12 protein-coding genes, 4 tRNA genes and 1 rRNA gene are annotated in these 13752 nt (G+C 54.0%); 1 reads left to right on the plus strand and 16 read right to left on the minus strand.

The genetic code is table 11. The features are described 5' to 3' along the window. Positions 1 to 74 precede the first annotated feature (74 nt). The 13 genes from rpoB to MHZ97_RS21060 form a co-directional block, all read right to left on the minus strand. Positions 75 to 4103 carry a DNA-directed RNA polymerase subunit beta gene (rpoB, locus tag MHZ97_RS21000; RefSeq protein ID WP_103797647.1) on the minus strand — a complete coding sequence of 1343 codons (4029 nt, stop codon included), beginning with the start codon at positions 4101 to 4103 and terminating at the stop codon, positions 75 to 77. 328 nt (positions 4104 to 4431) lie between these two features. After that, a complete protein-coding gene (gene rplL, locus MHZ97_RS21005) occupies positions 4432 to 4794 on the minus strand; it encodes a 50S ribosomal protein L7/L12 (RefSeq protein ID WP_033793155.1) in 363 nt (120 codons plus the stop codon). A 66-nt stretch (positions 4795 to 4860) separates the two neighbouring features. Next, positions 4861 to 5358: a 50S ribosomal protein L10 gene (gene rplJ, locus MHZ97_RS21010; protein WP_011091858.1), complete on the minus strand. Its 498-nt coding sequence runs from the start codon at positions 5356 to 5358 to the stop codon at positions 4861 to 4863. Positions 5359 to 5710: 352 nt separating this feature from the next. Next, complete coding sequence (gene rplA / locus MHZ97_RS21015) at positions 5711 to 6415, minus strand: 50S ribosomal protein L1 (RefSeq protein WP_033793154.1); 705 nt, start codon at positions 6413 to 6415, stop codon at positions 5711 to 5713. Positions 6416 to 6418: 3 nt separating this feature from the next. Continuing rightward, entirely contained in the window at positions 6419 to 6847 is a 429-nt protein-coding gene (rplK, locus tag MHZ97_RS21020; RefSeq protein ID WP_013507401.1) for a 50S ribosomal protein L11, read from the minus strand. 147 nt (positions 6848 to 6994) lie between these two features. Then, complete coding sequence (gene nusG / locus MHZ97_RS21025; protein WP_012439920.1) at positions 6995 to 7540, minus strand: transcription termination/antitermination protein NusG; 546 nt, start codon at positions 7538 to 7540, stop codon at positions 6995 to 6997. Position 7541: 1 nt separating this feature from the next. Then, the gene (secE, locus tag MHZ97_RS21030; protein WP_033755817.1) at positions 7542 to 7925 is read right to left on the minus strand and encodes a preprotein translocase subunit SecE; all 384 of its coding nucleotides are present in this window, start codon (positions 7923 to 7925) and stop codon (positions 7542 to 7544) included. A 227-nt stretch (positions 7926 to 8152) separates the two neighbouring features. Beyond that, positions 8153 to 9337, minus strand: coding sequence for an elongation factor Tu (gene tuf / locus MHZ97_RS21035; protein ID WP_224481567.1), 1185 nt, complete (start codon positions 9335 to 9337; stop codon positions 8153 to 8155). A 107-nt stretch (positions 9338 to 9444) separates the two neighbouring features. Then, positions 9445 to 9520 (minus strand) — tRNA-Thr (locus MHZ97_RS21040). Positions 9521 to 9525: 5 nt separating this feature from the next. After that, positions 9526 to 9600: transfer RNA gene (locus MHZ97_RS21045), tRNA-Gly, on the minus strand. 193 nt (positions 9601 to 9793) lie between these two features. After that, positions 9794 to 9878, minus strand: a tRNA-Tyr gene (locus MHZ97_RS21050). 7 nt (positions 9879 to 9885) lie between these two features. Next, positions 9886 to 9961: transfer RNA gene (locus MHZ97_RS21055), tRNA-Thr, on the minus strand. A gap of 120 nt (positions 9962 to 10081) precedes the next feature. Further along, a complete protein-coding gene (locus tag MHZ97_RS21060) occupies positions 10082 to 10435 on the minus strand; it encodes a hypothetical protein (protein ID WP_239315692.1) in 354 nt (117 codons plus the stop codon). A 64-nt stretch (positions 10436 to 10499) separates the two neighbouring features. On the opposite strand from MHZ97_RS21060, the gene coaA reads away from it, so the two are divergent. After that, positions 10500 to 11450 carry a type I pantothenate kinase gene (gene coaA / locus MHZ97_RS21065; protein WP_103797725.1) on the plus strand — a complete coding sequence of 317 codons (951 nt, stop codon included), beginning with the start codon at positions 10500 to 10502 and terminating at the stop codon, positions 11448 to 11450. A gap of 34 nt (positions 11451 to 11484) precedes the next feature. Here coaA and birA read toward each other — a convergent pair whose 3' ends face one another. From birA to rrf, 3 genes are all read right to left on the minus strand, one after another. After that, the gene (birA, locus tag MHZ97_RS21070; protein WP_103797724.1) at positions 11485 to 12444 is read right to left on the minus strand and encodes a bifunctional biotin--[acetyl-CoA-carboxylase] ligase/biotin operon repressor BirA; all 960 of its coding nucleotides are present in this window, start codon (positions 12442 to 12444) and stop codon (positions 11485 to 11487) included. After that, positions 12441 to 13478, minus strand: a complete 1038-nt coding sequence (gene murB / locus MHZ97_RS21075) for a UDP-N-acetylmuramate dehydrogenase (RefSeq protein WP_239315693.1) — start codon at positions 13476 to 13478, stop codon at positions 12441 to 12443. Before murB ends, birA begins: the two co-directional genes overlap by 4 nt. A 158-nt stretch (positions 13479 to 13636) precedes the next feature. Next, positions 13637 to 13752: ribosomal RNA gene (gene rrf / locus MHZ97_RS21080) — 5S ribosomal RNA — on the minus strand.

The following is a 13752-nucleotide window of genomic DNA, read 5'->3' on the forward strand; positions in this document are numbered from 1 at the left end:
AGCTCCCGTCGGAGTGGAACTCTCAGGGGCGCGCAGCCGAAACTGCGCGCCCCGTAACCAGTACTTGCGAGTGCTTACTCGTCTTCCAGCTCGATGTTGATGCCCAGCGAGCGAATCTCTTTCAACAGTACGTTGAAGGATTCCGGCATGCCCGGTTCCATCTGATGGTTGCCGTCGACGATGTTTTTATACATCTTCGTACGACCGTTCACGTCATCAGACTTAACGGTAAGCATTTCCTGCAGGGTATATGCCGCGCCGTATGCTTCCAGCGCCCACACTTCCATCTCACCGAAGCGCTGACCACCGAACTGTGCTTTACCACCCAGCGGCTGCTGAGTAACCAGGCTGTAAGAACCGGTGGAACGCGCATGCATCTTGTCATCAACCAGGTGGTTCAGTTTCAGCATGTACATGTAGCCAACGGTAACCGGACGCTCGAACTGCTCACCGGTACGGCCGTCAAACAGCGTGATCTGGCCAGAAGTCGGCAAATCGCCAAGCTGCAGCAGCTCTTTGATTTCGCTCTCTTTCGCACCGTCGAACACCGGCGTTGCGATCGGCATACCTTTCTTCAGGTTCTCGGCCAGACGCAACACTTCATCATCAGAGAAGGTGTTGAGGTCAACGCGCTGACGCACGTCCGCGCCCAGGTCATAGGCACGCTGGATGAATTCGCGCAGTTTCGCGACTTCTTCCTGACGCTTCAGCATGGCGTTGATCTTGTCACCGATGCCTTTTGCCGCCATACCCAGATGCGTTTCCAGGATCTGACCGATGTTCATACGTGACGGTACGCCCAGCGGGTTCAGTACGATGTCGACCGGCGTGCCGTTCTCGTCGTAAGGCATATCTTCGATCGGGTTGATCTTAGAGATAACACCTTTGTTACCGTGACGGCCTGCCATCTTGTCGCCCGGCTGAATCTGACGTTTAACGGCCAGATAGACCTTAACGATTTTCAGCACGCCCGGCGCGAGGTCATCGCCCTGAGTGATCTTACGACGCTTGGCTTCGAGCTTTTTCTCAAACTCGTGCTTCAGTTCGTCGTACTGCTCAGCCAGCTGCTCCAGCGCGTTCTGCTTCTCTTCGTCGGTCAGGCCCAGCTCCAGCCAGCGCTCGCGCGGCAGCTTGTCGAGCTTGTCGGCTTCTACTCCGCCAGAGATCAGCACGGCCTGGATACGGCCAAACAGGCCCGCTTCGAGGATCTGCAGTTCTTCAGACAGGTCTTTCTTCGCCTGCTTCAGCTGCATCTCTTCGATTTCCAGCGCACGCTTGTCTTTTTCCACGCCATCGCGGGTAAAGACCTGTACGTCGATAACGGTACCAGACACGCCGTTCGGCACGCGCAGCGACGAATCTTTCACGTCGGACGCTTTTTCGCCGAAGATAGCGCGCAGCAGTTTCTCTTCTGGCGTCAGCTGGGTTTCACCTTTCGGCGTAACCTTGCCCACCAGGATATCGCCGCCGGTTACTTCCGCACCGATATAAACGATGCCGGATTCATCCAGTTTGGAGAGCGCAGCTTCACCCACGTTCGGGATATCAGCGGTGATCTCTTCTGGCCCCAGCTTGGTGTCACGAGACACGCACGCCAGTTCCTGAATATGGATGGTGGTGAAACGGTCTTCCTGAACCACACGCTCGGAAACGAGGATGGAGTCTTCGAAGTTGTAGCCGTTCCACGGCATGAACGCGACGCGCATGTTCTGGCCAAGCGCCAGTTCGCCCAGGTCGGTTGACGGACCGTCAGCCAGCACGTCGCCGCGCTCGACCGGCTCGCCCAGCGACACACACGGCATCTGGTTGATGCAGGTGTTCTGGTTAGAACGGGTGTACTTAGTCAGGTTGTAGATGTCGATACCCGCTTCGCCCGGATACATCTCATCTTCGTTAACTTTGATAACGATACGAGAAGCATCAACGTACTGAACGGTACCGCCACGTTTCGCTACGGCGGTTACGCCGGAGTCAACCGCTACCGCGCGCTCCATACCGGTACCTACCAGCGGCTTGTCAGCGCGCAGAGTTGGTACGGCCTGACGTTGCATGTTCGCACCCATCAGGGCGCGGTTAGCATCATCGTGCTCCAGGAACGGGATCAGTGACGCACCGACAGAAACCACCTGCTGGGTGGAAACGTCCATGTAGTCAACCTGATCGCGGCTGAACAGGCTCGATTCGCCTTTGCTACGGCAGGTGACGAGGTCATCAACAAAGTGACCTTCTTCATCCAGCTGGGCGTTCGCCTGAGCGATAACGTAGTTACCCTCTTCGATTGCAGAGAGGTAATGGATTTCGTCAGAAACCACGCCGTCGATAACGCGACGATACGGCGTTTCCAGGAATCCGTACTCGTTGGTCTGCGCGTACACAGACAGCGAGTTGATCAGACCGATGTTCGGACCTTCAGGGGTTTCGATTGGACATACGCGACCGTAGTGCGTCGGGTGTACGTCTCGAACTTCGAAGCCGGCGCGCTCACGCGTCAGGCCGCCTGGGCCGAGTGCAGAGATACGACGCTTATGCGTAATCTCTGACAGCGGGTTGTTCTGATCCATAAACTGAGAGAGCTGGCTGGAGCCAAAGAACTCTTTCACCGCCGCCGAAATCGGCTTGGCGTTGATCATGTCCTGCGGCATCAGCGTGTCGAGGTCGCCCAGCGACAGACGCTCTTTCACCGCACGCTCTACGCGAACCAGGCCAACGCGGAACTGGTTTTCCGCCATTTCGCCCACTGAACGAATACGACGGTTGCCGAGGTGGTCGATATCGTCCACTTCGCCTTTACCGTTACGGATGTCGATCAGCTTCTTCATCACTTCGATGATGTCTTCTTTGCTCAGGATGCCTGAGCCTTCGATTTCATCACGCAGCAGCGAACGGTTGAACTTCATGCGGCCGACAGCTGACAGATCGTAACGATCTTCTGAGAAGAACAGGTTCTCGAACAGGTTCTCAGCAGCTTCACGCGTCGGCGGCTCGCCAGGACGCATCATGCGGTAGATCTCAACCAGCGCGCTCAGGCGATCGTTGGTCGGGTCGACGCGCAGGGTCTCGGAGATGTACGGGCCGTGATCCAGATCGTTGGTGAACAGCGTTTCGATACGCTTGTGACCCGCCTGGCTCAGCTTGGCCAGCAGATCCATGGAAAGCTCCATGTTCGCCGGTACGATCAGCTCGCCGGTGCTCTCGTCGATGTAATCTTTTGCGACCACTTTGCCCGCGATGTACTCAACCGGCACTTCGATGTGCTGAATGCCATCTTTTTCCAGCTGACGAATGTGGCGCGCAGTAATGCGACGGCCTTTTTCGACGTAGACGTTGCCGTTTGCTTCGATATCGAAAGAGGCGGTTTCGCCGCGCAGGCGCTCTGGCACCAGCTCCATCTGCAGCTTGTTGTCGCGAATCTCAAACACCACTTTCTCGAAGAACAGATCGAGGATCTGCTCAGTGGTGTAGTTCAGCGCGCGCAGAATGATACTGGCCGGCAGCTTGCGACGACGGTCGATACGTACGAACAGGTTGTCTTTCGGGTCGAACTCGAAGTCGAGCCATGAACCGCGATAAGGAATGATGCGTGCGTTATAGAGCACTTTACCCGATGAGTGGGTTTTACCTTTATCGCTGTCGAAGAAGACGCCAGGACTACGATGCAGCTGAGAAACGATAACGCGTTCGGTACCGTTGATAACAAAGGTACCGTTGTCGGTCATGAGCGGGATTTCGCCCATGTAGACTTCTTGTTCTTTAATGTCTTTTACGGTGCCTTCCGGCGCTTCGCGCTCGTAGATCACCAGACGCAGCTTGACGCGCAGCGGAGCTGAGAACGTCACGCCACGAATCTGACACTCTTTAACGTCAAAGACGGGTTCGCCCAGACGGTAGCTGACGTATTGCAGCTCGGAGTTACCGCTGTAACTCTGAATGGGGAAGACGGAACGGAAGGCTGCTTCCAGTCCGTACTGACCTTCCGAATCTTGCTCGATAAACTTCTGGAACGAGTCAAGCTGGATAGAAAGGAGATAAGGTATGTCCAGTACTTGCGGACGTTTACCAAAATCCTTACGAATACGTTTTTTCTCGGTATAGGAGTAAACCATAGGGTTCCTCAGCTAGCTGACAAGTCGACCCACGCTGTCCGTCCTGAAGGACAGTTCATGCAACACTATTTTGTTTGATTCATGCGACACGGAGGCCACATGCAATACATCTTTCTATCACTCTTAAATCATTTCATTGCATTAGCATGGGCAGGGAACCCGCGCAGGAAAGCAGTATATTAAGTCGTCGATAGAAAAAGATATTGAAGAGCAGCGATGGACAAACAGTGCGAAACCCCATCAAAGCTCTTGAGCGCAAAAAGGCTGGTGACCCAAAAGCCACCAGCCATCAGCCTGATTTTACTCAGGCTGCAACCAAAAGGTTGTCTTACTTAACTTCAACTTCTGCGCCAGCTTCTTTCAGAGCAGCTTCAAGTGCAGCTGCGTCGTCTTTGCTGATGCCTTCTTTGATCACGCCAGTTGCTTCAACCAGGTCTTTGGCTTCTTTCAGGCCCAGACCAGTTGCGCTACGTACGGCTTTGATTACAGCTACTTTGTTCGCGCCAGCAGATTTCAGAACGACGTCGAATTCAGTTTTCTCTTCAACAGCTTCAGCCGGGCCAGCAGCTACAGCTACAGCGGCAGCAGCAGAAACGCCGAATTTTTCTTCCATAGCAGAAACCAGCTCAACTACTTCCATTACGGACATAGCGGCAACGGCTTCCAGAATTTGATCTTTAGTGATAGACATGACAATTGTTCCTAAGAATCAGAAAAAGTTTATACGTTAGCAAGTGCGAAAGAAAAGAATCTGGCCTTAAGCCGCTTCTTTTGCATCGCGAACAGCAGCCAGAGTGCGGACCAGTTTGCCGGCAGCGGCTTCTTTCATGGTCGACATCAGACGTGCCAGTGCTTCTTCGTAAGTCGGCAGCGTTGCCAGACGGTCAATTTGTGCCGCCGGGATCAGCTCACCTTCAAAGGCTGCAGCTTTGACCTCAAATTTTGCATTCGCTTTCGCGAAATCTTTGAACAGACGAGCAGCAGCGCCCGGGTGTTCCATAGAGTATGCAATCAGGGTCGGACCAACAAACGTGTCTTTCAGGCACTCGAACTGAGTACCTTCAACGACGCGGCGCAGCAGGGTGTTACGAACAACACGCATGTAAACGCCAGCTTCACGACCTGCTTTACGCAGTTCGGTCATTTTATCAACGGTAACGCCGCGAGAATCCGCAACAACCGCTGACAGCGCGCCTTTGGCTACTTCGCTGACTTCAGCAACAATCGCTTGTTTGTCTTGAAGATTTAATGCCATTAGCTTTTGCTCCTGGATTTTGGCCGGAGATGAATTTCTCCGGAACTCACTTCACCTACCGACCTAAAGGAAGGTAAGCGCTAAAACACGGTGAGCAGAATCCAGTTAAGAAAAAATTCTTTTTGGCTCTGTCACCGTCTACGCAGGGGATTAAGCGTCACATCCGAAGATGGGCCGCGCCTGCGGTCTTGGACGGAGGCCAGGAAAGGCCTGGCTCCAACCTACCCCGCTGTTTCCGCCGCGTCGCCGAAGCGAATGCGAAAGTCACAGCGAGATATAAATTCAGTGTCTGTTTTACCAGAACAACGGGCGTAAGATTCTAGGTGAATTTTTCGCCCGTTTCAAGCAGCAATTAGTTTGCTGCTGCGTTCAGACCCGCCTGGTCGATGGCAACGCCAGCGCCCATGGTGGTAGACAGGCTGATTTTCTTGATGTAAACGCCTTTCGCCTGAGCAGGTTTCGCTTTTTTCAGCGCAACCAGCAGAGATTCCAGGTTTTCTTTCAGCTTGTCAGCGTCAAAGTCCACTTTACCGATGGTGGTGTGGATGATGCCGTTTTTGTCGTTACGGTAACGAACCTGACCCGCTTTAGCGTTTTTAACTGCTTCAGCAACGTTCGGCGTTACGGTACCAACTTTCGGGTTTGGCATCAGGCCGCGCGGACCCAGAACCTGGCCCAGCTGGCCTACAACGCGCATCGCATCCGGAGAAGCGATAACAACGTCAAAGTTCATTTCGCCTTTTTTGATCTGCTCAGCCAGATCTTCCATACCTACCAGCTCAGCGCCAGCTGCTTTAGCAGCTTCGGCGTTTGCGCCCTGGGTAAAGACGGCAACGCGTACTGAACGACCAGTACCGTGCGGCAGAACGGTCGCACCACGAACGTTCTGGTCAGATTTACGTGCGTCGATGCCGAGGTTAACGGCAACGTCCACGCTCTCTACAAACTTAGCGGTAGCCAGTTCTTTCAGCAGAGCAACAGCTTCAGTGACATCGTACTGTTTGGTCGCATCAACTTTGTCACGGATCACGCGCATGCGCTTGGTCAGCTTAGCCATTTCTTAGTCCTCCACTACCAGGCCCATGGAACGAGCAGTACCTTCGATAGAGCGAGTCATCGCTTCTACGTCAGCACCAGTCATGTCCGCAGCTTTGGTTTCTGCGATTTCACGTACCTGAGCACGGGTTACTTTACCGACTTTGTCTTTGTTCGGCTTACCAGAACCAGACTTGATGCCCGCTGCTTTTTTCAGCAGAACGGCGGCCGGCGGAGTTTTGGTAACGAAGGTGAAAGAACGGTCGCTGTATACGGTGATAACAACCGGAGTCGGCAGACCTTTCTCCAGGGATTCCGTTTTGGCGTTGAACGCTTTACAGAATTCCATGATGTTAACGCCCTGCTGACCCAGAGCCGGACCTACCGGTGGGCTCGGGTTAGCCATACCTGCTGCAACCTGCAGCTTGACGTAGGCTTGTACTTTCTTGGCCATGATTATTCCTCAGTTGGGTATAGCGCCTGAAAAACAGGCTCCCCGTGATAACAGTTCACACGCTGTTGCCAGCGCATAAAAACAAAAGGCGCGAAATTATAGTTAAATTTCGCGCCTGCTGCAAGAGTCAAAATGTGAGCAAGGTGATTAACCTTTCTCCACCTGCCCAAAGTCCAGTTCGACCGGCGTTGCGCGGCCAAAGATTGAAACAGAAACTTTCAGGCGGCTCTTCTCGTAATCCACTTCTTCGACCACGCCGTTGAAGTCGGCGAACGGGCCGTCGTTGACGCGTACCATCTCGCCCGGTTCGAACAGCGTCTTCGGACGCGGCTTGTCACCCACCTGCTGCAGGCGGTTCATGATCGCATCCACTTCTTTATCGCTGATCGGCGCAGGGCGGTCAGAGGTGCCGCCGATGAAACCCATTACGCGCGGGACGCTGCGTACCAGATGCCAGCTGGCGTCATTCATCACCATCTGCACCAGCACGTAGCCGGGGAAAAATTTGCGTTCGCTTTTACGACGCTGACCGCCGCGGATCTCTACCACTTCTTCAGTAGGAACCATGACGTCGCCGAAAAGCTCTTCCATGTTGTGCAATTTGATGTGCTCGCGCAGCGACTGTGCTACGCGGCCTTCAAAGCCGGAAAACGCCTGCACGACGTACCAGCGTTTTTTTGGAGCTTCAGACATCTCAGAACCTCAGGCCAGTGATAAACGATACCAGACGGACCAGAATACCATCCAGCCCCCACAAAATCAGTGACATCACGGCGGTAACCGCGGCAACGATTAACGTGGTATGCAGCGTTTCCTGGCGAGTCGGCCAAATGACCTTACGCATTTCGGTGCGTGCTTCACGCGCAAAAGCCACGGTTGCTTTGCCTTTAACCGTCAGCAGCGCAATGCCGCCCGCGGCCGCAATCAGCACCACGACAGCCAGCGCACGTAAAGGCAGCGTCACGTCGCGATAAATATAATTGCCTACGATGGCTACCAGCAGCAACGCAACAACAGCCAGCCACTTTATCGCTTCCAGGCCGCGCCCGCTCCCTTGAGCTTCGGTATTCGCACTCATAAACCAACCTGCCACAATAATTCAGAAACTATTTTGCCCCGCAAGGCGAGGCATCCAAACCGAATGAGCTTTTGGGCGTAACTCGGTATCCTACGCCGCGCAACAGAGCCTGTCTCAGCAATGATTATGACCGAAAATCACTGATGAGCCAGGTTCTATGTAACAGCGTGCAAAAAGGGCATCAAATGATGCCCTTTCCGTATGCATTGCGTCAAATATTATCGTAATTAAGCGATAACTTCAGCAACAACGCCCGCGCCAACGGTACGGCCGCCTTCGCGGATTGCGAAGCGCAGACCCTGGTCCATCGCGATCGGGTGGATCAGAGTAACGGTCATCTTGATGTTGTCGCCCGGCATTACCATCTCAACGCCTTCCGGCAGTTCGATGTTGCCAGTCACGTCAGTCGTACGGAAGTAGAACTGCGGACGGTAGCCTTTGAAGAACGGAGTGTGACGACCGCCTTCTTCTTTGGACAGAACGTATACTTCTGACACGAAAGTGGTGTGCGGCTTGATTGAGCCCGGCTTAGCCAGTACCTGGCCACGCTCGATCTCTTCACGCTTGATACCACGCAGCAGAACGCCGACGTTCTCACCAGCCTGACCCTGATCCAGCAGTTTGCGGAACATTTCAACGCCAGTACAGGTTGATTTCGCGGTGTCTTTGATACCAACGATTTCAACTTCGTCGCCCACTTTCACGATGCCGCGCTCAACACGACCGGTAACAACGGTACCACGGCCAGAGATTGAGAATACGTCTTCGATCGGCAGCAGGAACGGCAGGTCGATAGCACGAACCGGATCCGGGATGTAGGTATCCAGGTGGCCAGCCAGCTCAACGATCTTCGCTTCCCACTCTGCGTCGCCTTCCAGTGCTTTCAGCGCTGAACCGCGAACGATCGGCGTGTCGTCGCCCGGGAAGTCGTACTGTGACAGCAGGTCACGAACTTCCATCTCAACCAGCTCCAGCAGCTCTTCGTCATCAACCATGTCGCACTTGTTCAGGAACACGATGATGTAAGGAACGCCAACCTGACGACCCAGCAGGATGTGCTCACGGGTCTGCGGCATCGGGCCGTCAGTCGCAGCAACAACCAGGATAGCGCCGTCCATCTGAGCAGCACCGGTGATCATGTTTTTCACATAGTCGGCGTGGCCCGGGCAGTCAACGTGCGCGTAGTGACGAGTCGGGGTTTCGTACTCAACGTGAGAGGTGTTGATGGTGATACCACGAGCCTTCTCTTCCGGCGCGTTATCGATCTGGTCGAATGCGCGAGCCTGGCCGCCGTAGGTTTTAGCCAGAACGGTGGTGATTGCTGCAGTCAGGGTGGTTTTACCGTGGTCAACGTGACCGATGGTGCCCACGTTTACGTGCAGTTTGTTACGTTGAAATTGCTCTTTAGCCATCGCTTGTCCCTCTAAGACACGGATATATCAAAGATATCATCACATCAACCAGGCTTTGCCTGAATGCAGGATTTACAGAGAGAGAATCAGGGAGGAGATAAAGGAAGTGGTGCTGATACCCAGAGTCGAACTGGGGACCTCACCCTTACCAAGGGTGCGCTCTACCAACTGAGCCATATCAGCACATCTGGAGCGGGCAGCGGGAATCGAACCCGCATCATCAGCTTGGAAGGCTGAGGTAATAGCCATTATACGATGCCCGCATCCTGGAACTCGGCTACCTGTTCTTTCTGTAGCTTGTGAATAATAAGAGATGTTCCCCTACTATTCGAAGTCTGCCAGCGTTGCTGACCGACCTTTAACTGTGCCGAAGCGCAGTTTGAATTTGGGGTGAGAGAAGTGACTCACCGACAGACAAACAGGCTGTTTATCTGCTCTCAACCAGTAAGGTTGAGATGGTGGTGGGAGAAGGATTCGAACCTTCGAAGTCTGTGACGGCAGATTTACAGTCTGCTCCCTTTGGCCGCTCGGGAATCCCACCTACTTGATGGTGCCGGCTACCGGAATCGAACTGGTGACCTACTGATTACAAGTCAGTTGCTCTACCAACTGAGCTAAGCCGGCATCAAGTGACGCGCATTCTAGGAAGGACCGGGACAGGATGCAACAAAAAAATCACTGAAATTATTCTATCGCTTACTATTTGTGCAAATGCTCGCATTTTAACGAATTACTGCGGGAAATTTAGACGAATCCGGCGAATTGCGCGCGGCGCTGCCGCTGATTTTCTGACGTCAACACAGCGGCTATCGCGGCGAGAGCGCTGCTTTTTTGTCCGCTTAGCGCGACTATAAATAAAAAAAGTTTTCCGGCGGCCCGTTTTTTATCGCGGCCAACAGTAAGCGTTACGTGCAAGTCAGGGTCTTTACAGCGCGGGCGGGTAAAATGCCGACCGCTCTGTGCGCCGGACTTATGCGCAGCCGCTTGCGAAAGCGTGCGCGGATTTATCATTTTTCTTCTTTTTATTATCACACTGATGTTAACCTCCAGCCCATTGTTCTCAGTAAAGACCTTGTGACATGCCGCTATGGTTCTCATATCGCTACAGGTTTTTTATCTGCCTGATATGAATTAGCCCTAATCTGCAGTCAGACGCATACTTATGAATAAAAAGAATTCACCTCTGACAACGCCCTATTTAGAGTTCACGCGCAAGCAGTGGGCTGCCCTACGTAATACTGTGCCGATGACCTTAACGGAAGAGGAGATCGCGCAGCTGAAAGGCATTAATGAAGATTTATCTCTGGAAGAGGTTGCAGAGATTTACCTGCCTTTATCGCGCCTGCTTAACTTCTATATCAGTTCCAACCTGCGCCGTCAGGCGGTGCTGGAGCAGTTCCTGGGAACGGATGGCCAGAAGATCCCCTACATTATCAGCATCGCCGGCAGCGTGGCCGTGGGGAAAAGCACTACCGCACGCGTTCTGCAGGCGCTGCTGAGCCGCTGGCCCGAGCATCGTAAAGTCGAGCTCATTACTACCGATGGCTTTCTGCATCCCAATGCGGTGTTGAAAGAGCGCGGCCTGATGAAGAAGAAAGGCTTTCCTCAGTCCTATGATATGCATCGGCTGGTTAACTTCGTTTCCGCGCTGAAATCAGGCGCCAGTCAGGTCACGGCGCCGGTCTATTCTCATCTGGTGTATGACGTCATCCCGGATGGCGATAAAGTGGTGCATCAGCCTGATATACTCATTCTTGAAGGCCTGAATGTTCTGCAGAGCGGAATGGATTATCCTCACGATCCGCACCACGTCTTTGTGTCAGACTTCGTCGATTTCTCTATCTATGTAGACGCGCCCGAAGATCTGCTGCAGCGCTGGTATATCAATCGCTTCTTAAAATTCCGTCAGGGTGCCTTTACCGATCCCGATTCCTATTTCCACCACTATGCGCAGCTCTCTGAAGAAGAGGCCGTGCAAATCGCTACCGGGCTGTGGAAAGAGATCAACTGGCGGAATTTAAAAGAGAACATATTGCCGACCCGAGAGAGAGCCAGCCTGATAATGACCAAGGGCGGCAATCATGCCGTCGACCGGGTCAGACTCAGGAAATAGCATTAAACAAGCCTGCGCGATGCAGGCTTTTTATTTACTGCGGACGCAGAGATATTTCGCCGCCTACCCAGGATTTTATCTCCCCATCCTGCTCAAGCAGCAGGCCGCCCTGTTTATCTATTCCGCGCGCGATACCCTGTATCTCACGTTCACCGATTAACAGCTTAACGGGTCGGTTAATGAAGTTATCCAGCGTTTTCCAGCGCTCGGTGAAAGGTGCCAGCCCGTCACGTTCAAAGAGCGGCAGCGCCTCGCGCAGGCTATTGATCAGCTTCGCGGCCAGATCGTTTCGATCGATGGTGATACCCGCTTCCTGCAGGTTGATCCAGCCCTGATTGATCTGCGCCGCTTCGGCACCGCGCATCGCCAGATTGATACCGGCCCCCATCACAATCTGCGCGGCGTCGCCGGTTTTCCCCGTCAGCTCAACCAGAATGCCCGCCAGCTTGCGGTCCTGAAGATAGAGGTCGTTAGGCCACTTTACGCGAACATCCTGTGCGCCGAGCTGCTGCAGGGCTTCAGCGATGACGATGCCGATAACCAGGCTTAGCCCCATCGCCGCCGCCGGGCCCTGCTCCAGACGCCAGTACATCGACATATAGAGATTGGCGCCGAAAGGTGAGAACCATTGCCGTCCGCGACGTCCTCGGCCCGCCTGCTGGTATTCAGCAATGCAGGCATCGCCTGATTGCAGTTCGTTCATCCGCTCCAGCAGGTACTGGTTGGTTGAGTCAATAACCGGAATAATTGCCAGATTAGGCTGATGCAGCTGCGACACGATCGCCTCTTCATTCAGCAGCTGCATCGGCGCCGGCAGGCTATAGCCTTTGCCCGTGACCGTATAGATATCCAGGCCCCAGCTTTTAAGCGTCTGGATATGTTTATTGATCGCCGCGCGGCTCATGCCCAGTGATTCGCCAAGCTGCTCGCCAGAATGAAACTCGCCGTCTGAGAGTATTTCGACCAGCTTTAACGGAATGCTATGGTCTTTCATAGTATTGCCTCTACAGCGTTGCACTCGCCCTGTGCCGCAATAAAGCGCACCTCGGGCTCAAGCCATACATCAAACTTTTGCCCGACGCGGGCGCGTACCGCTTTCGCCAGGGCGACAATTTCCTGAGAGGTGGCATGGTCAGCATTGATCAGCACCAGCGCCTGCTGCTGATGCACTGCCGCGCCGCCGATGCGAAATCCTTTTAGCTGGCACCGATCGATTAACCAGCCCGCAGCCAGTTTGATCTCGCCGTTACTCTGCGGATAGAAAGGCATATCGGGATAGGCAAGCCTCAGCTGTTCTGCCTGTTCACGGCTGATTAGCGGGTTTTTGAAGAAGCTGCCGACATTGCCCGTTACGCGCGGATCCGGCAGCTTACTTTGACGCATATGGCAGACAGCGTGAAAGATCTCCCAGGCGGTAACGGTGGCGGGATTGAGCCGCGTTAAATCGCCATAGGTCAGCACCGGCTGCCAGTTTTTATTCAGGCTAAGCCCCACGGCGATAATGGCATATCCCTGCTGATACTGATGCTTAAAGATGCTGTCGCGGTAACCAAAGTCACACGCTTCGCGCTGCAGACGCTGCGTCGCGCCCGTTTCCAGGTTCAGGACATCGACATAGTCGCAAACATCTTTAAACTCAACGCCATAGGCGCCAATATTTTGAATCGGGGCCGAGCCTGACATGCCGGGGATCAGCGCCAGGTTTTCGAGTCCGGGGATCCCTTTTTTCAGGGTCGCCTCGACAAGGGCATGCCAGTTTTCACCGGCACCAACGTGCAGTTTCCAGGCTTCGTCCTGCTCCTGAATCTCGATGCCTTTAATGCGGTTAAGCACGACGGTGCCGGCAAAATCATCCAGGAAAAGCACGTTGCTGCCTTCGCCCAGCAGAATGAATGGCTGATGAGCCGCTCTGGCGTTTCGCCAGGCAGTGAGGATCTTTTCTGGCGTCTCAGCGAGGATGCGATCGCGTGCGCGGATCTCAAGACCAAGGGTATTGTCAGCTTGCAGAGAAGGATACTGGTGGGACATTATGCGGCCTTTACGAAGTTATCTGCGGGTAGTTTACCGCATCAGTTCAGGCTTGTAGGGAAGTTTTGCGGGCGTTGCGCCCGGAAATTCGCCTTTTTTTGCCGATCCACAGACGTAAAAAAGCCCCCTGCGTCAGCAGGGGGCTTTTTTGTATGGATGCCTGGCAGTTCCCTACTCTCGCATGGGGAGGCCCCACACTACCATCGGCGCTACGGCGTTTCACTTCTGAGTTCGGCATGGGGTCAGGTGGGACCGCCGCGCTAAGGCCGCCAGG

It is taken from the genome of Pantoea sp. ACRSC (genome assembly GCF_022346785.1).
GTDB classification, from domain to species: domain Bacteria; phylum Pseudomonadota; class Gammaproteobacteria; order Enterobacterales; family Enterobacteriaceae; genus Pantoea; species Pantoea alvi.

Coding starts and splice junctions, on each gene's coding strand:
- birA (WP_103797724.1), bottom strand. CDS start 12,444: ATGAAAGACCATAGCATTCCGTTAAAGCTGGTCGAAATACTCTCAGAC.
- nusG (WP_012439920.1), bottom strand. CDS start 7,540: ATGTCTGAAGCTCCAAAAAAACGCTGGTACGTCGTGCAGGCGTTTTCC.
- rplJ (WP_011091858.1), bottom strand. CDS start 5,358: ATGGCATTAAATCTTCAAGACAAACAAGCGATTGTTGCTGAAGTCAGC.
- rplL (WP_033793155.1), bottom strand. CDS start 4,794: ATGTCTATCACTAAAGATCAAATTCTGGAAGCCGTTGCCGCTATGTCC.
- secE (WP_033755817.1), bottom strand. CDS start 7,925: ATGAGTGCGAATACCGAAGCTCAAGGGAGCGGGCGCGGCCTGGAAGCG.
- rpoB (WP_103797647.1), bottom strand. CDS start 4,103: ATGGTTTACTCCTATACCGAGAAAAAACGTATTCGTAAGGATTTTGGT.
- tuf (WP_224481567.1), bottom strand. CDS start 9,337: ATGGCTAAAGAGCAATTTCAACGTAACAAACTGCACGTAAACGTGGGC.
- coaA (WP_103797725.1), top strand. CDS start 10,500: ATGAATAAAAAGAATTCACCTCTGACAACGCCCTATTTAGAGTTCACG.
- MHZ97_RS21060 (WP_239315692.1), bottom strand. CDS start 10,435: ATGAGAACCATAGCGGCATGTCACAAGGTCTTTACTGAGAACAATGGG.
- murB (WP_239315693.1), bottom strand. CDS start 13,478: ATGTCCCACCAGTATCCTTCTCTGCAAGCTGACAATACCCTTGGTCTT.
- rplA (WP_033793154.1), bottom strand. CDS start 6,415: ATGGCTAAGCTGACCAAGCGCATGCGCGTGATCCGTGACAAAGTTGAT.
- rplK (WP_013507401.1), bottom strand. CDS start 6,847: ATGGCCAAGAAAGTACAAGCCTACGTCAAGCTGCAGGTTGCAGCAGGT.